Raw genomic sequence first — 16026 nt, forward strand, 5'->3', positions numbered from 1 at the left:
CGCTCCTAGCTGCGGTTGAGGTACAGGGGTGCAAGGGTTTCGGCGTAGCGCTGGTCGACCCAGTTCGCGAACTCGGGGGCGTCGGCGATCTGCCCGGACTCGGCGAACAGGTCGGCCAGCTCCTGTTGGGAGGCCACGAGTTCGTCCGACAGTGCGAACGGCAACCGCAGGCTGCGGCCTTGGGCGGCGGCTGCCACCTCCGGGCTCAATCCCACCGACGCGGCGTAGCTGCGGGCCCACTCGTCGGGGTGGTCGTAGGCCCACTGCACCGCCTTGGCGTAGCGGACCAGCAGGTCGCTGATCGCGGTGTTGCGTTTCGGGTCGGCCAGCGCCTGGTCGGAGGCGACGCCGAAGCCGGCGCCGTTGGTCACGCCCGTAGCCTCCGCGATGCTGCGCACCGCGATGTCGGACTCGGCCTGCGCGGTGTAGGGGTCCCACACTGCCCATGCGTCGACCTGGCGCTGGGTGAACGCCCCGAGGGCATCCGCCGGTTGCAGGAAGACCAGTTCCACGTCCGAGATCGACAGGCCGGCCCGCTGAAGCTGCGCCAGCACGTTGCCGTGCGCCGAGCTGCCCTTGGCGATCGCGACCCGCCGGCCTGCCAGGTCGGTGACCGCCCGAAGCGGCGAATCCGCGTGCACCAGGATCTTGTCGCCGCGACCGCTGCCGTCGTAGGCCGAGACGACCTTGACCCTGGCGTTGGCCGCGGCCCCGAAGATCGGCGGGGTGTTGCCGGTGACGGCGAAGTCGATCTTGCCTGCGGTGGCGGCCTCGATCTGCGGCGGGCCGGAGGTGAAGGTGGAGAACGCGATCCGGTAAGGCAGGTCGTCGAGCATGCCCGCGGCGCGCAGCAGTGCCTCCGTGCCACCCTTCTGGTCGCCCACCTGCAACGTGAGATCGGCCAGTTCGGTCAGCGGCACCGTCGCCGGGGCCTGCCCGACGCCCGCGGTGTCCTGCCGGCTCACGCAGCCGGTCAGCAGCAGGGTCAGGACCGCGACGACGGCCAGGATTCTGGTCACAGCTGGACTCCCAGTTTCTCGAGCAGTTCGGCACGGTAGGCGTCGGCGTGGCCCTGCCCGGGCCCGGGGCGCGGATCGGGGATCTCCAGGGTGTGGACGATGCGGCCGTCCTCGAGCACCAACACCCGGTCGGCGAGTGCGACGGCCTCGTCGACGTCGTGGGTGACCAGCAGCACGCCGAATCCGTGCTCACGCCACAGGTCGATCAGGAGGCCGCGCATGGACAGCCTGGTCAATGCGTCCAGCGCGCCGAACGGCTCATCGAGCAGCAGCAGTTCGGGCTCGGCCACCAGGGCCCTGGCCAGCGAGACCCGTTGGGCCTGACCGCCGGACAGGGTCCGCGGCCACGCGCGGGGGCGGTCGCCGAGGCCGACGTCGGCCAGCGCACGCTCGGCGCGGGCGGTCGCCTCGGACCTGGGCAGCCGGCTGCGGGTGAGCCCGTACGCGACGTTGGTGCGCACGTCGCGCCACGGGAACAGCCGCGGCTCCTGGAACGCCAGCGCCGGCGCACCTGCGACGGTCCGCTCACCGGTGTGGTCGGTGGACAGCCCGGCCAGCACCCGCAACACCGTGGACTTACCGGATCCGCTGCGCCCGATCAGCGCGACGATCCGGCCACGCTCGACGCGCACCGACACGTCGTCGAGCACGTGGTGCGCGCCGTACCACTTGTGCACGTGCCGCAGCTCGCCGGCAGGCGTGTTGCGGACGTCCGGAACATGTTCGGAGACTTGGGAGATCAGGGTCATCAGCGATACCTCGAGGCTCGACGCTCGAGGGCACGGACGAGCGCGTCGGTGCCGATCCCGAGCAGGGCGTAGACGATCAGGCCGAAAATGATGATGTCGATGCGAAGGAAGTCGCGCGCGTTCATGATCAGGAAGCCGATGCCTTTGTCGGCGTTGATCTGTTCGGCGACGATCAGCGTCAGCCACGCGATCGCCAGCGACTGGCGCACCCCGACCAGAACCTGCGGCGCGGCGCTGGGGACGATGATCGTGCGGAAGCGCTGCCAGAACGAAAAGCCCAGCACCTGAGCGGTTTCGAACAGTTTGGGGTCCACCTGGCGGATGGCCGAGAAGGTGTTCAGGTACAGCGGGAAGCTCACCCCGAGTGCGACGAGCAGCACCTTGGGCAGCTCGCCGATGCCGAACCAGATGATGAACAGCGGGATGAGGCCCAGATGCGGCAGGGCGCGCACCATCTGCATCGGCGGGTCGACGGTGGCCTCGAACCAGCGGGACAGTCCCACCGCGGTACCGAGCGCGATCCCGACCACGCCGCCGAGCAGCAGGCCCTCGACGACGCGCAGTCCCGAGACCGCGAGCGCGTCGGCGAGCTGGCCGTTCTCGACGAGTTCGACGCCGGCTTCCAGGATCAGCGACGGCGCGGGCAGCACGTCCTGCGGGATGACCCCGAGCGCGCTGCCGAGCTGCCACAGGCCCAGCAGCGCAAACGGTGAGGCGAGCCGGATCAGCGCCCACCTGCGGTCGGCCCTGCGCGAATTGCGCTGGGCCAGTGGCGTTGTCAGATCAGCGGGACGTGTCACGGTGAACCGACGCTACGCGCAGGCCGTGCCGTGCCGAAGGGTTAGATTCTGGCTGAGGCGAAGCCGGGATCCGGCTCAGTTGAGCCGGAACGTGCCAGTGACCAGGGTCGGAGTCACCGGCACACCGTTGATCGACGCGCGCGGGGTGCCGTCGGGTCCGAACTCGATGGGGCCTGCCGGGGTCAGGTTTCGTTTGTTGCGGACGTTGTTGCGTACGTCGAAATCGCTGAACTCGTCGAGGTTGAACGGGTCGAAGGTGCGGTCGCCCTCGGCGAACCCGCTGAACTGGACGCCAATGGCCGTGCGGTCGGGGCGGACCACCCAGGACGCGCGCACGCCCGCCGATTCTGCGGTGTACATGCCCGCGACCCCCGAGACGGGTTCGGCGGTGAACGCGTACTCGACGCCGTTCATCGTCACCTCACCGATGACGTCGGCGCCGTCGAAGTCCGCGGCCAGCGTGTCGCGGAACCGGGACTTCAGGTCGATGTCGCCGTCGGTCTGACTGCCGAAGAACCACGCCTCGTCGTCGATGCCGTTGCACGCGTACGCGGCCACCTCGGGACCGTCGACGCTGATGCCGATCGTCATGGTCTTGCCGTCGGCGGCGGCCATGTCGGCCATGTAGCGCGCCGACTCGGGGAACGGGGCGTCCACGGACGTCTGCGGGGCCGGCGCCGCGGCGGACGACGACGGAGCCTCGGTCGTCGCACTGTTGCCGCACGCGGTGGTCAACGCCATCAGCGCGCCGATCCCGAGCAGCACGGGGCGGAGGTTTCTTCTCATGCCTAGAGCATGATCCGCACCCGGCCGCCCGCGCATGAAGACTGCGTGGAGATTGGGTGGAGATCACCGCTCAGGCGGCCAGGAAGGCCTCGACCTCGGCGCAGAACACCTGCCACGCCGGCTCGGCTCCGGTGAGCAGGTGGTTGTTGCTGGCGAGCGTGACCAGATCGGCGCCCGGGATGAGCGCGGCCAACTCCTCGCCGCAACGCAACGGGACGCGGTGATCGTCGCGGGAGTGCAGCACCAACGTCGGGCAACGGATCCGGTCGCACAGGTCGCGCACGTCGACGCGGCCAAACTCCTCCAGGAAGCGCACCGCGTTCTCCGGCGAGGTGGTGCGGCGCTGCAACTGGTCGAACGCCGCCCAGTCCGCGCGGCTGCCGTCGGGCAGGAACTGCGCGGCGAACACCTGCCGGAAAGCCGGGTCGTCCCGGCCCCACCCGACCCGGGCGAGATCGAGATCCAATGCGGCAGCGCGCTTCTCGTCCGGCGTATGCGCCCTCACCGCGCGACCCGCGGCGTACGCGCCGCACAGCACCAGCCGGGTCACCCGACCGGGGTGCCGGGCCGCATAGGCCACCGCCACCGCACCGCCCTGGGACACCCCGAGCAACGCGAACCTCTCCAGCCCCGCCGCCTCGACCACGGACTCCAGATCGCTGACCCAGTCGGCGAAGGCGAAGCCGTCGACCGCCCAGTCCGACAACCCGCATCCGCGTTCGTCGTAGCGGACGAACGTGTGCCGCGCCGACATGTCGCGGACCCAGTGCCGCCACACCGGGCTCTCCACGTCATAGCCCAGATGGGTCATCCAGTTCGCCGCGCGCACCAACGGCGGCCCGGCTCCGCAGACCGAGTAGGCCAGCCGCGCACCGTCGACGGCCCGGGTGAACGCGATGTGCTGGCGGGGCACGTCGCGGTCGGGTGCGGGCGGGGTCGCGGCGCCGTCCGGACCGGGGCGAAGGCTCCCGACGAATTGATACCCGCGCCCGCGGATGGTGCGGATGTAGCGCTGCGACTCGCCGTCGTCGCCGAGAGCACGCCGGACCGCTTTGATCCGGCTGGTCAGCGCCGCGTCCCCGACGAAACGCCCGCCCCAGACGGTGTCGAAAAGCTCATCTTTGGTGACGAAGCGCTCGCTGTGCCTGACCAGGTGGGTCAGCACATCGAACACCTGCGGTTCGACCCGGATCTCGATGTCGCCACAGCGCAGCTGGTAGCGGACCGAGTCGAGGACGAAGTCGTCCCAGCGCCACACTCGCGGCGACGGGGGAAGCGCAAAATCTGCGCTGGTCACGCGATAAGCGTAGCGGCGCGGGCGCCGGTTCGCGGGCGCTCGATCAGCGCCAGCCGTCGGCGGCGCGGGCCGCCTGCATCACCGCCTCGCACAGCTCGCGCAGTTCGGCCCGGTCCGCGCCCTCCTCCAGCGCGGTCGCCATGTCCTCGGCGGCGCACCGCACCTGGTACACCCGGTCGGACAGCTCGGAGGCTTCCTCCGCGGAGAGCACGATCGCGTCCGGCGGCACCGAGGTGCCCTTCACCAGCGCGCGCTGCTCGTAGGCGCGCTGCCGGCAGGACTGTCTGCAGTACTGACGGCGTCGGCCGAGCCCGGCATCGGCGACTTCCCGCCCGCACCACCGGCAACTCTGCGGACGCCTGCGGGTGCCGGTCGGGGCGCTCAGCGACGTCATGGGCCAGACTGTAGACGGGCCGGTCACAGAATCCCGGTATCATCGACGGTCGAGTCGGGGAACTTTCGGCGCGAGATTCGCGTTGAACCATGGTCCTTGATTCGCCTCCGGCGAAGTCCGGACCAATCGCTACAGAGGAGTTGACGATGGCTGATCGTGTCTTGAGGGGCAGCCGCCTCGGAGCCGTGAGCTACGAGACGGACCGCAATCACGACTTGGCGCCGCGTCAGGTCGCCCGTTACCGCACCGAGAACGGCGAGGAGTTCGACGTCCCGTTCGCCGACGACGCCGAGATCCCCGGCACCTGGCTGTGCCGCAACGGCCTTGAGGGCACCCTGATCGAGGGTGACGTCCCGGAGCCCAAGAAGGTCAAGCCCCCGCGCACCCACTGGGACATGCTGCTGGAGCGCCGCTCGGTGGAAGAGCTCGAGGAACTGCTCAAGGAGCGCCTCGAAATCGTCAAGACCCGCCGCCGCGGGAACTGAGGTAGACCGCCCGCGTCAGCGGGCGATCCCGCGCGCCCGGTCCAACCGGGCGCGCAAACCCCATTGGGCGACCTTGAAGATCGCCTCCCGGATGGTCGAACCATCCATCTTGGATACGCCGTGCTCGCGTTCGGTGAACGTGATGGGCACCTCGACGACGGTGAAGCCGGCGTTGATCGACCGCCACGTCAGATCCACCTGGAACCCGTAGCCCTTGGTGTCGACTGCGCCGAGGTCGATCTTCTCCAGCACCTCGCGCCGGTACGCCCGGTAGCCGGCGGTGATGTCGTGGATCTCCACGCCGAGCAGGATGCGCGAGTAGCCGTTGGCGGTGCGCGACAGCACCAGTCGCCGGCGCGGCCAGTTCACCACTTCCCCGCCGTCGACGTACCGCGACCCGATCACCACGTCGGCGCCAGCGTCGACCGCGCGCAGCAGCCGGTCGAGCTGCTCGGGCGGATGGCTGCCGTCGGCGTCCATCTCCACGAGCACGGTGTACTGGCGTCCCAGCCCCCACGCGAACCCGGCCAGGTAGGCCGCGCCGAGGCCCTCTTTGGACGTGCGGTGCAGCACGTGCACCCGGTCGGGATCGGCCACGGACAGCTCGTCGGCCAGCCGGCCGGTGCCGTCGGGGCTGTCGTCGTCGACGATCAGGACGTGGACGTCGGGCTGCGCCTCGAGCACCCGTCCGAGGATCAGCGGAAGGTTCTGGTGCTCGTTGTAGGTGGGGATGATCACCAGGGTGCGGCGGGTGGGACGCACGCCGGGTGCAGAGCCGTCGCTCATGCCACCTGGGACGCTCATGTGGCTCCTTTGTCGTCGTCGGTGGTCGATCGCCGACCCCTCCATCGTGCGGGCACGAAGAGACCATTGTGCAGCATCGCCCCGAGAACTCCGGCAGCGCCGAGGGCCACCAGCGCCGCTTCGAGGTAGGGGCCGAACCGGGTCGCCGGTGTCAACGTGCTCTTCAGCCGAATCTGCTGGTCCAGGTACGCCGGTTCGAACCAGCCGGTGCGAGCGATCTCACGCCCGTCCGGCGCGATCACCGCGCTGATGCCGGTGGTGCCGGCGACCACGACGAAGCGGTCGTGCTCGACCGCGCGCAGCCTGCCGAAGGCCAATTGCTGCTCGCTCATCGCCTCGTCGAAGGTGGCGTTGTTGCTCGGCACGGCGAGAAACTGCGCCCCGGCGAGCACCGATTCCCGCGCCGCCCGGTCGAAGATGACCTCCCAGCACGTGGTGATGCCGACCGGGATGCCCGCGGCCCGCACCACCCCGTCGCCGTCACCGGGCACGAAGTAGCCGGCCCGGTCGGCGTAGGACGACAGCCGGCGGAAAAGGTCCCGCCACGGCAGGTATTCGCCGAACGGCTGGACGATCCGCTTGTCGTGGCGCTCGGCCGGTCCGGTTCCGGGGTTCCACACGATCACGGTGTTATTCGACACCGGATTGGTGCGGCTGTGGCCCGGCGCCGCGACCACCCCGCCGACCAGGATCGGCGCGTCCACCGCGGCGGCGGCGGCCGAGATCAGCTGGGCCGCGTCCGGGTTGGCCAACGGGTCGATGTCCGACGAGTTCTCCGGCCAGATCACCAGCATCGGCCGCGCGGCCCGGCCGGCGCGCACGTCGTCGGCCAGCCGCAGCGTTTCCCGGACGTGGTTGTCGAGCACCGCGCGGCGCTGGGCGTTGAAGTCCAGGCCCAGACGGGGCACGTTGCCCTGCACGGCTGCGACGGTGACGGGCGGCTCGTCGGCCACGCCGAGGGCGGCCTTGCGGACGTTCGGCCAGGCCAGTGTCGCCGCCAGCAGCACGAGCGTCACGCACAACCCGGGCAGCACCACCGACGGCGGTGCGGCGGCGCGCGCCTTCGCGTCGCGCCGCCACCAAGTGAAGATCGCCAGGATGAGTGCGGCCAGGCTGAACCCGAGCAGCACCACGGCGAACGACACCAGCGGTGCACCGCCGATGTAGGCCAGCGGCAGCAGCGGGCCCTCGGTCTGCGAGAAGCCGACGACACCCCACGGGAAGCCGCCGAACGGCACCGTCGACTTCAGCCATTCCTGCGCCGACCACAGCCCGGCGAACCACAGCGGCCAGCCGGGCAGCTTCCGCACCGAGACCGCGACCAGGCCGAACAGCGCCGGGAACAGCGCCTCGGCGAGACTGAGCGCCAGCCATGGCACCGCGCCGACCAGACCGCTGATCCACGGCAGCAGCGGCAGATAGAACGCCAGGCCGAAAAGCAGGCCGTAGCCGGCGCCGCCGGCAACCGTGGTGGAGGTGCGGGTCAGCACCCAACCCAGCAGCGCGAACGCCGGGATCGCCGCGTACCACCAGCCGAACGGCGGGAAGCTCAGACACAGCAGCAGGCCGGCGGCCAGGGTGACGGCGAGGACGTGCCAGCGGTCGGCGACCGCGTTCGCGAACCGGGCGAGCCGCGAAGGTGCGTCAACCATGGAGAACACGCCCCCGGTGCACGGTCTGCCTGCACCGCGGGAGGTCGCCGTCGAGACGGGGCAACACCGGTACGCGGGAGCGCGGATCGGTGGACCAGCGTTGCACCGCGTCGGCGGGTGCGCTGACGTCGAAGTCGTCGGCCTCCCAGACCGCGTACGTCGCGGGGGCGCCCGGCACCAGCGTGCCCGTGACGCCGTCGCGCACACCGCAGGCCCGCCAGGCGCCGCGGGTCGCGGCCGAGAACGCGGCACGCGCCGAGACGGCGCTGCCCGGGGTGTGGTGGGTGGTGGCCGCGCGGACCGTGGCCCACGGGTTCATGTCGGTCACCGGGGTGTCGGAGCCGAATGCCAGCGGCACGCCCCGGGAGGCCAGCATCGCGAACCTGTTCAGTCCCGCAGCTCGCTCGGCGCCGAGGCGCTGGGCGTACATGCCGTGCGCGCCGCCCCAGAGTGCATCGAAGTTCGGCTGCATGCTCGCGATGACACCCCAGGCGCCGAGCCGGTCGGCCTGCTCGTCGGTGACCATCTCGAGGTGCTCGAGGCGGTGCCCGCAGCGGGCCACGGCCGCGACGCCGAACCGTTGCACCACCGCCTCCAGCGCCGCGGTGACGGCGGTGACGGCGGCGTCGCCGATGACGTGGAAACCCGCCGTGATCCCGGCCTCGGTGCACGCGCTCAGGTGCGCGGTGACGGCATCCTCGTCGAGGTAGCTGTTACCCGTGGGCGCCGGGCAGTCGGCGGGCGCGTCGGTGTAGGCCGCGTGCAGCCACGCGGTGCGCGACCCGAGCGCGCCGTCGACGAACAGGTCGCCGGCAAGCCGCGGGCCTGGGTGGTCTCGATCAGCCCGCGGGCCTGCGCGACGGTGCCGACGGGCTCACCCCAGTAGCCGATGACCTCGACGCCGTGCCGGTGCGCGCGGAGTTCCCGCCAGTCGTCGAGCCCGCCGATCTCGGGGCCCGCGCATTCGTGGACGGCGGCGATGCCGAGTGCGGCAGCGGCGTCCAATGCCGCCTGCCGGGCGTCGCCGCGCTGGGTGGCGGTGAGCCGCTCGCGTGCGGCGCGCCGGACGAGGTGGTGCGCGTCGCCGGTCAGTGGCGTGCCGTCGGCCACGCCGGCCGCGCGGCGCAGCCGCGTCGACGCCGTGGCCGAATGGACGTCCACCCGCGCGAGATAGGCGGGCCGGTCACCGACGACGGCGTCCACGTCGGCGGTGGTCGGCGCGGTGTGCTCCGGCCACCGGGTCTCGTCCCAGCCGTGGCCCCAGATCACCCCGTCGGGGTGGGCGGTGACGTATTCGGCGAGCAGGGCCAGGCAGTGCCGCAACGACGTGGCGGACCGCAGGTCCAGCCCGGTGAGGGTCAGGCCGGTGGCGGTGGTGTGGACGTGACTGTCGACGAAGGCCGGCGCGACGAATCCGCCACCGAGGTCGACGATCTCGGCGTCCGGGAACTGTGCGCGCCCGACGTCGTCGCTGCCCAGCCACGCGACGATGCCGTCCCGCACCGCCATCGCGGTCGCGTCGGGCATGGCCGGGCTGTGCACACGACCGTTGAGCAGAAGGGTGGTGGTCACTCCGGCAGGCGGGGCCGGTCCACGCGCACGTCGGCGGCGTCCGGGCGATCGACGTCGTCGATGACCTCGACGACCTCACCGTCGATGTACTCGCCCCGTCCGCCGCGGCCGGCCGCGGCCGAACCGAAGGTGCTCACCCCGACGATCAGCGGGGCGCGGCGCGCCGCCATCGCGGTGATGACGGGGCGTGCCGCGGCACGCGTCGGCGGGAGCAGCAGCAGCGCGCCGAGGACGGAACTGGCCAGGCCGGGAATCACGACGAGCACGGTACCGAGCGCCACCAGCGCGCTGTCGGCGACCGCCCCCTGCGCGTCGGCCAGCGTCAACCCGGACTGCAGCCGGCGCAGCTGACGGCGCAGTTGCGAGCCGGCCAGCACCAGGCCGAGCAGGAACGTGCCGGCGAACAGCAGCACCGTCCAGCCGAAACCGATCGCCGAGGTGAGTGCCACCAGGACCGCCAACTCGAGCACCGCATAGACCAGGAACAGCCGCATCGCCATAGTGTGCCAACGTGCGGGCGCTGCCGCAGGTTCCTGAGCCGGTGCCGGCTCAGGCCGGCGCTGCCTCGACCTCGATGGCCGCGTGCACCTTGTCCACCCCGCCGCGCAGCAGTGCCTGCGGGACCCACCACCAGGAATGCCACCAGTAACGCCTGGTCACCATGTCGAACACCCGCCGGGTCTCGGACTTGGGCAGGTTGCGGGCCACCGCTTCGACGGGTTCACCCTTGGGCTTTCCCAGCACGCCGCACTTCTGGATGGTGACCCGAGGCGTGTTCTTGATCCGTTTGGTCTTCCACGAGCCATCGTCGGTGCTGATCAGCAGCTTGCCACCGTGGGGCACGCCCCACACCGGCGTGGGCTTCGGTCGGCCATCCTTGGTGAACGTGGTCAGCAGCAGGTACTTCTCGCGGTAGACGTCCTCGAACCTCGGAGCGGTCATGAATCGGCTAGTTGACCGGTTTGATCTCCACCGAAACGTTCTTCCGCATGCCGCCGCGCAGCTTGGAGAAGAAGTTGAACACCTTTCCGAGCAGCCCGTACCGCTTGGCGAGCGCGTCGTAGGTCGCGGCGTTGGCCGACTTGTCCAGGATCCGCGCCGTCGCCTCGACCGCTTCGCCCTTGGGCTTACCGGCCTTGTCGCACGGGGCGATCGTCACCCGCGCGGTGTTGCGGATCCGCTTGACCTTCCACGACGTCTCCTGGGTGATCGCGATCAGACCGTCATCCGCCGGAGCCGCCCAGATCGCGGTCGGCTTCGGCCGACCATCCTTGGTGAACGTGGTCAGCAGGATGTAGTCGGACTTGGCGACGTCGGCGAAAGTGGCGGTCATTCCGCCAATGTACGGGCGGCGGTCAGGCGGCGTCGAAGGTGACGAGGTCGATGCTGAGTCGGCCTTCGGCCAGGCTGAGCCGCCGTCGCACCGGCGGCCCCGGCAGCACCGGGGCGATCGAGGTGTAGGTCGCCCCGGTCGGCGTCACGTACTCAGCCCGATGCTCGCCGTTCGCCTCGCTGGTGCTGACCTGCCAGCCCGGCGCTTCCTTGACGTAGTTACACGCCTCGCACAACCCCATCCCGTTGGCTGCGCTGGTCTTTCCGCCGTTGCGGGCCGGTACCGCGTGGTCGTGGTGGCGGATCGGGGCATTGCAATACGGCGTGCGACACGTGCGGTCGCGGCGCTGCAACAACAACGCCAGTCCTTTCGGGAACCTGCGGGCTTTCGATTCCATCGCCACCAACTGCCCTGATTCCGGATGCCGGTACAGCCGCCGCAGCGTGGCCTTGGGTTCGTTGTCGGCGGCCGCGTCCCCGGTCAGTGCCCGGCAGAACCCGGCCGGGACCGGGCCGTACCCGTCGAGCCAACCCAGCTCGTCATCGTCACCGGCCAACGTCGTGTCGGCCATCACCAGACTCACCGCCACCGGCACCGGCCCGTCCGCAGGGTGACCGGTCACCCGCTCGTACACCGTCTCAGCCATCACCTGACCCCGCGGCCGGTCATCAAAGGTGGTGTCGGCGGCTCGTTTACACGCCGCATACAGGCCGACGCCTTTGGCCAGGGGCAGCCGGACACTGACACACACCATGGTGTCCGACACCGGCCGCACACTGACCGCGCAATCGGCAACCGCGGCCTGGCCCCGCGCGACCACGGCCGCCGCGTCCAGCCGGGCGGTGATCTTCTTGGCCTCCGCCTCGACCCGGTTGTTGCCCCACCCGCCCAATCTGGCGACATCGGCGCACAATTCGGCGTCCAGTTCCCGGCGATGCGCCACCGACAAACAGGCTGATTCGCGCACGATCAGGGTGGCTCGCCATTCCGAGAGCGCCCCGCACTCCAACGCGGCCAACGTGTGCGGCATCTCCTCCACCAATGCCTGCGCGAACCCCAGATGCCGCCCGCCGCACACCGGGGCGTCATGGCGAGCCAACGCCACCTCCGCACCCAGACCACGCCCCCGTTTCGCTGCCGGGATCCCCGCGGCCGCCTCAGCGGCGCGGCGCTTGGCCGCCCACAACGCCGTCGCCCGCGCCTGCGCCGCCGCAGCCGCGGACTTCAGCGCCTCCAACCGCTCGACGGCCGCCCGCAACTCGGCCTGCGACGCCCCCTCGTCGATATCGAACAAACTTTCGAACATGCACCCGACGCTACCCCCGGGCCCCGACAAGTCCGCGCGTCAGCCTTCGAGGTCGCCTTCGGTTTCGAGCAACACCTGCCTGAGCCCGTCGAGGGTGCTCTGATCGGGCGCCGCCCACATACCGCGGCCGGCCGCCTCGAGCAGGCGTTCGGCCATGCCGTGCAACGCCCACGGGTTGGACTCCGCCATGAACTTGCGGTTCTCGTCGTCGAGGACGTAACTCTGCGAGAGCTGTTCGTACATCCAGTCGGCCATCACCCCGGCGGTCGCGTCGTAGCCGAACAGGTAGTCCACGGTGGCGGCCATCTCGAAGGCCCCCTTGTAGCCGTGCCTGCGCATCGCGTTGATCCAGCGCGGGTTCACCACCCGGGCCCGGAACACCCGCGTGGTCTCCTCGGACAGCGTGCGGGTGCGCACCGCGTCGGGCCGGGTGTTGTCGCCGATATAGGCGGCCGGATCCTTTCCGGTCAGTGCGCGCACCGTGGCCACCATGCCGCCGTGGTACTGGAAATAGTCGTCAGAGTCGGCGATGTCGTGCTCGCGCGTGTCGGTGTTCTTGGCCGCCACCGAGATCCGCCGGTAGGCCCGGTTCATCTCGTCGGTGGCCGGGGCGCCGTCCAGGCCACGGCCGTAGGCGAAACCGCCCCATGCGGTGTACACCGCCGCCAGATCCGCGTCGTCGCGCCAGTTGCGGCTGTCGATCAGCTGCAGCAGACCTGCACCGTAGGTGCCGGGTTTGGAGCCGAAAATCCTTGTCGTGGCGCGGCGTTGGTCACCGTGCTCCGACAGGTCGGCCTGCGCGTGCGCCCGCACGTAGTTGTCCTCGGCGGACTCGTCGAGTCCGGCCACGAGTTGCACCGCGTCGTCGAGCATCGACACCACGTGCGGGAACGCGTCGCGGAAGAAGCCAGAGATACGTACGGTCACGTCGATGCGGGGCCGCCCCAGTTCGGCCGTCGAGATCGCCTCCAGGTCGACCACACGCCGTGACGCATCGTCCCAGATCGGTCGCACGCCGAGCAGCGCGAGGACTTCGGCGATGTCGTCGCCGGAGGTGCGCATCGCCGAGGTGCCCCACACCGACAACCCCACCGACTCCGGCCAGCGGCCGTAGTCGGTGCGGTAGCGCTCCAACAGCGAATCCGCCATCGCCACACCGGTTTCCCACGCCAGCCGGGACGGGACCGCCTTGGGGTCCACTGAGTAGAAGTTACGCCCGGTGGGCAGCACGTTGACCAGCCCACGCAGCGGCGAACCGGACGGTCCGGACGAGATGAAGCGGCCGTCGAGCGCGCGCAGGATCTGGTCGACCTCACCTGCGGTGCCGGCCAGGCGCGGCACCACCTCGGTCGCGGCGAACCGCAGGATCGCCGCGACGTCTTCGTCATCGGTCAGGGTGTCCACCACCCCTGCGTCCCAACCACTTTCCTGCAGCGCGGCGACCAGCTCGCGGGCGCGAGCCTCGGCATCGTCGACGCTCGCACGATCGTCACTGCCGTCCTCGGCCAGCCCGAGCGCCTGCCGCAGACCCGGCACCGTCTGCTCGCCCCCGAACAGCTGGCGGGCCCGCAGGATCGCCAGCACCAGGTCGAGTTGGGCTTCGCCCGTGGGGGTTTGGCCGAGGATGTGCAGGCCGTCGCGGATCTGGACGTCCTTGATCTCGCACAGCCAGCCGTCGACGTGCAACAGCATGTCGTCGAAGGAGTCCTCGTCGGGGCGGTCCTCCAGGCCCAGATCGTGGTCCATCTTCGCCGCCCGCATCAGCGTCCAGATCTGCTGGCGGATCGCGGGCAGCTTGCCCGGGTCCAGCGCAGAGATCGTGGAGTGCTCGTCGAGCAGCTGTTCCAGCCGGGCGATGTCGCCGTAGGTCTCGGCCCGGGCCATCGGCGGGATCAGGTGGTCGACCAGGGTGGCGTGCGCGCGGCGCTTGGCCTGGGTGCCCTCGCCGGGGTCGTTGACCAGGAACGGGTAGATCAGTGGCAGGTTCCCCAGCGCGGCGTCGGTGCCGCAGGCCGCCGACATACCGAGGGTCTTGCCGGGCAACCACTCCAGGTTGCCGTGCTTGCCGAGATGGACGACCGCGTCGGCCCGGAACGTCGAGTCGATCCAGCGGTAAGCGGCCAGATAGTGGTGGCTGGGCGGCAGATCGGGGTCGTGGTAGATCGCCACCGGGTTCTCGCCGAACCCGCGGGGCGGCTGCACCATCAGCACGATGTTGCCGGCCGTCATCGCCGCGACGACGATCTCGCCGTCGGGATCGGCGCTGCGGTCGACGAACAACTCGCCCGGCGGCGGGCCCCAGTGTTCGACGACGGCGTCGGTGAACTCGGCCGGCAGCGTGGCGAACCACGCCCGATAATCCTTGGCCGACACCCGGATCGGGTTGCCGGTCAGCTGAGCCTCGGTCAGCCAGGCCGCATCCTGGCCACCGCGTTCGATCATCGCGTGGATCAGCGCGTCACCGTCGCCGGCCTCCAGACCGGGGATCTCCCCGACCCCGTAGCCGGCCTCTTTCATCGCGTTCAGCAGCGCGATCGCGCTGGCCGGGGTGTCCAGCCCGACGGCGTTGCCGATGCGGGCGTGCTTGGTCGGGTACGCCGAGAACACCAGCGCCACACGCTTGTCGGCCGGGGCGATCGAGCGCAGCCTGGCGTGCCGCACCGCCAGCCCCGCGACCCGTGCGCAACGTTCCGGGTCGGCGACATAGGAGATCAGGCCCTCGTCGTCGATCTCCTTGAAGGAGAACGGCACCGTGATGATCCGGCCGTCGAACTCGGGCACCGCCACCTGGGTCGCCACGTCCAGCGGCGACATCCCGTCGTCGTTGGCCTCCCACTGCGCCCGCGAGCTGGTCAGGCACAGCCCCTGCAGGATCGGGATGTCCAGGGCGGCAAGGTGTGCCACGTTCCACGCGTCGTCGGTGCCGCCTGCCCCGACCGCGGCCGGGGTGGCCCCACCCGCGGCCAGCACGGTGGTGACGAGCGCGTCGGCGGTGCCGAGCAACTCGATCAACGCGTCGTCGGCGGTGCGCAGGGACGCGCAGAACACCGGAAGTGCCACTCCCCCGGCCTCTTCGATGGCGTCGCAGAGCGCCTCGACATAGCCGGTGTTGCCCGCCAGGTGCTGGGCTCGGTAGTACAGCACCGCCACGGTCGGGCCGTCCGAGCCGGCGGATGCGCGCTCGAGCACACCCCAGGTGGGGGTCGTGCTGGGTTCGGCGAAACCGAAACCGGTCATCAGCAGCGTGTCCGACAGAAACGCGTGCAGGTTCGCCAGGTTCTCGGTGCCGCCCTGCGCGAGATAGATGTGCGCCTGCAGCGCCACCCCGGCGGGGGTGGTCGAGTGGTTCATCAGGTCGGCGTCGGGGGTCTGTTCGCCGCTGACCACGACAGCGGGCACACCGCTGGCGGCCACCGCGTCGATACCGTCCTCCCACGCCCGGTAGCCGCCGAGGATCCGCACCACCACGATGTCGGCTGCGCGCAGCAGCTCGTCGAGCTCACCGTCGACCAGCCGCGCCGGGTTGGCCCAGCGGTACGCGGCGCCACTGGCGCGCGCGGTGATCAGGTCGGTGTCGGAGGTGGACAGGAGCAGCACGGTCGGCGAGGTCTGGCCGGCGGCCTCAGGCAGGGTCACCCCCTATTCGTACCTGACGGGCTCAGCCGTGCCAGCGGCCGTACCAGGTCTGCCCGTACGGCGCGCCGACCGTGGCGACAAGCGCGAGAATGGCCACAGTCAAGATCAGAATCGCCGTCATCGGTGTTTCCTTCCGAAAGGCCCACTCTTCTTCGAGCGGGCTCATGCCGGATGACGGTACCGCCGGTACTGC

Annotated in this window: 15 protein-coding genes and 1 pseudogene; 1 reads left to right on the forward strand and 15 read right to left on the reverse strand. The window is 70.5% G+C overall.

The features are described from left to right. Positions 1–5: 5 nt before the first annotated feature. The 6 genes from C6A87_RS16155 to C6A87_RS16180 form a co-directional block, all read right to left on the reverse strand. Positions 6–1019 (reverse strand): ABC transporter substrate-binding protein, encoded by a 1014-nt coding sequence (locus C6A87_RS16155; protein ID WP_311113215.1) that lies wholly within the window; start codon positions 1017–1019, stop codon positions 6–8. Continuing rightward, positions 1016–1768 carry an ABC transporter ATP-binding protein gene (locus tag C6A87_RS16160; RefSeq protein WP_311113216.1) on the reverse strand — a complete coding sequence of 251 codons (753 nt, stop codon included), beginning with the start codon at positions 1766–1768 and terminating at the stop codon, positions 1016–1018. The genes C6A87_RS16155 and C6A87_RS16160 overlap by 4 nt, the downstream gene beginning before the upstream one ends. Further along, on the reverse strand, positions 1768–2550 hold the full coding sequence (locus C6A87_RS16165) for an ABC transporter permease (RefSeq protein WP_396837103.1): 783 nt from the start codon (positions 2548–2550) through the stop codon (positions 1768–1770). The genes C6A87_RS16160 and C6A87_RS16165 overlap by 1 nt, the downstream gene beginning before the upstream one ends. Positions 2551–2643: 93 nt before the next feature. Then, complete coding sequence (locus C6A87_RS16170) at positions 2644–3354, reverse strand: hypothetical protein (protein ID WP_311113218.1); 711 nt, start codon at positions 3352–3354, stop codon at positions 2644–2646. 70 nt (positions 3355–3424) lie between these two features. Next, positions 3425–4651, reverse strand: coding sequence for an alpha/beta fold hydrolase (locus C6A87_RS16175; protein WP_311113219.1), 1227 nt, complete (start codon positions 4649–4651; stop codon positions 3425–3427). 43 nt (positions 4652–4694) lie between these two features. Beyond that, positions 4695–5045, reverse strand: a complete 351-nt coding sequence (locus tag C6A87_RS16180; protein ID WP_003933488.1) for a hypothetical protein — start codon at positions 5043–5045, stop codon at positions 4695–4697. 146 nt (positions 5046–5191) lie between these two features. On the opposite strand from C6A87_RS16180, the gene rbpA reads away from it, so the two are divergent. Continuing rightward, on the forward strand, positions 5192–5530 hold the full coding sequence (rbpA, locus tag C6A87_RS16185) for an RNA polymerase-binding protein RbpA (RefSeq protein WP_003933489.1): 339 nt from the start codon (positions 5192–5194) through the stop codon (positions 5528–5530). Between the two features lie 15 nt (positions 5531–5545). Here rbpA and C6A87_RS16190 read toward each other — a convergent pair whose 3' ends face one another. The 9 genes and pseudogenes from C6A87_RS16190 to C6A87_RS16230 all read right to left on the reverse strand — a co-directional run bounded on the left by C6A87_RS16190 (position 5546) and on the right by C6A87_RS16230 (position 15999). Further along, positions 5546–6334, reverse strand: a complete 789-nt coding sequence (locus tag C6A87_RS16190; RefSeq protein ID WP_311113220.1) for a polyprenol monophosphomannose synthase — start codon at positions 6332–6334, stop codon at positions 5546–5548. Beyond that, positions 6331–7986 carry an apolipoprotein N-acyltransferase gene (lnt, locus tag C6A87_RS16195; protein WP_311113221.1) on the reverse strand — a complete coding sequence of 552 codons (1656 nt, stop codon included), beginning with the start codon at positions 7984–7986 and terminating at the stop codon, positions 6331–6333. Before lnt ends, C6A87_RS16190 begins: the two co-directional genes overlap by 4 nt. Beyond that, positions 7979–9513: pseudogene (locus C6A87_RS16200) on the reverse strand (amidohydrolase). Before C6A87_RS16200 ends, lnt begins: the two are co-directional and overlap by 8 nt. A 41-nt stretch (positions 9514–9554) precedes the next feature. Next, complete coding sequence (locus C6A87_RS16205) at positions 9555–10058, reverse strand: FxsA family protein (protein ID WP_311113222.1); 504 nt, start codon at positions 10056–10058, stop codon at positions 9555–9557. A gap of 49 nt (positions 10059–10107) precedes the next feature. Further along, positions 10108–10500, reverse strand: coding sequence for a PPOX class F420-dependent oxidoreductase (locus C6A87_RS16210; RefSeq protein ID WP_311113223.1), 393 nt, complete (start codon positions 10498–10500; stop codon positions 10108–10110). Between the two features lie 7 nt (positions 10501–10507). Beyond that, entirely contained in the window at positions 10508–10891 is a 384-nt protein-coding gene (locus C6A87_RS16215; RefSeq protein ID WP_311113224.1) for a PPOX class F420-dependent oxidoreductase, read from the reverse strand. Positions 10892–10913: 22 nt separating this feature from the next. After that, the gene (locus C6A87_RS16220; RefSeq protein WP_311113225.1) at positions 10914–12197 is read right to left on the reverse strand and encodes an HNH endonuclease; all 1284 of its coding nucleotides are present in this window, start codon (positions 12195–12197) and stop codon (positions 10914–10916) included. Between the two features lie 39 nt (positions 12198–12236). Continuing rightward, complete coding sequence (gene cobN / locus C6A87_RS16225; RefSeq protein ID WP_311117959.1) at positions 12237–15827, reverse strand: cobaltochelatase subunit CobN; 3591 nt, start codon at positions 15825–15827, stop codon at positions 12237–12239. Positions 15828–15855: 28 nt separating this feature from the next. Then, on the reverse strand, positions 15856–15999 hold the full coding sequence (locus tag C6A87_RS16230; protein WP_311113226.1) for a hypothetical protein: 144 nt from the start codon (positions 15997–15999) through the stop codon (positions 15856–15858). Positions 16000–16026 lie beyond the last annotated feature (27 nt).

Source organism: Mycobacterium sp. ITM-2016-00317, from assembly GCF_002968295.1.
GTDB lineage: Bacteria > Actinomycetota > Actinomycetes > Mycobacteriales > Mycobacteriaceae > Mycobacterium.

Excerpts from the sequence above, each read along its gene's own strand:
- C6A87_RS16160 (WP_311113216.1), bottom strand. The coding sequence starts at position 1,768 with ATGACCCTGATCTCCCAAGTCTCCGAACATGTTCCGGACGTCCGCAAC.
- C6A87_RS16170 (WP_311113218.1), bottom strand. The coding sequence starts at position 3,354 with ATGAGAAGAAACCTCCGCCCCGTGCTGCTCGGGATCGGCGCGCTGATG.
- C6A87_RS16180 (WP_003933488.1), bottom strand. The coding sequence starts at position 5,045 with ATGACGTCGCTGAGCGCCCCGACCGGCACCCGCAGGCGTCCGCAGAGT.
- rbpA (WP_003933489.1), top strand. The coding sequence starts at position 5,192 with ATGGCTGATCGTGTCTTGAGGGGCAGCCGCCTCGGAGCCGTGAGCTAC.
- C6A87_RS16190 (WP_311113220.1), bottom strand. The coding sequence starts at position 6,334 with ATGAGCGTCCCAGGTGGCATGAGCGACGGCTCTGCACCCGGCGTGCGT.
- lnt (WP_311113221.1), bottom strand. The coding sequence starts at position 7,986 with ATGGTTGACGCACCTTCGCGGCTCGCCCGGTTCGCGAACGCGGTCGCC.
- C6A87_RS16205 (WP_311113222.1), bottom strand. The coding sequence starts at position 10,058 with ATGGCGATGCGGCTGTTCCTGGTCTATGCGGTGCTCGAGTTGGCGGTC.
- C6A87_RS16210 (WP_311113223.1), bottom strand. The coding sequence starts at position 10,500 with ATGACCGCTCCGAGGTTCGAGGACGTCTACCGCGAGAAGTACCTGCTG.
- C6A87_RS16215 (WP_311113224.1), bottom strand. The coding sequence starts at position 10,891 with ATGACCGCCACTTTCGCCGACGTCGCCAAGTCCGACTACATCCTGCTG.
- C6A87_RS16220 (WP_311113225.1), bottom strand. The coding sequence starts at position 12,197 with ATGTTCGAAAGTTTGTTCGATATCGACGAGGGGGCGTCGCAGGCCGAG.
- C6A87_RS16230 (WP_311113226.1), bottom strand. The coding sequence starts at position 15,999 with ATGAGCCCGCTCGAAGAAGAGTGGGCCTTTCGGAAGGAAACACCGATG.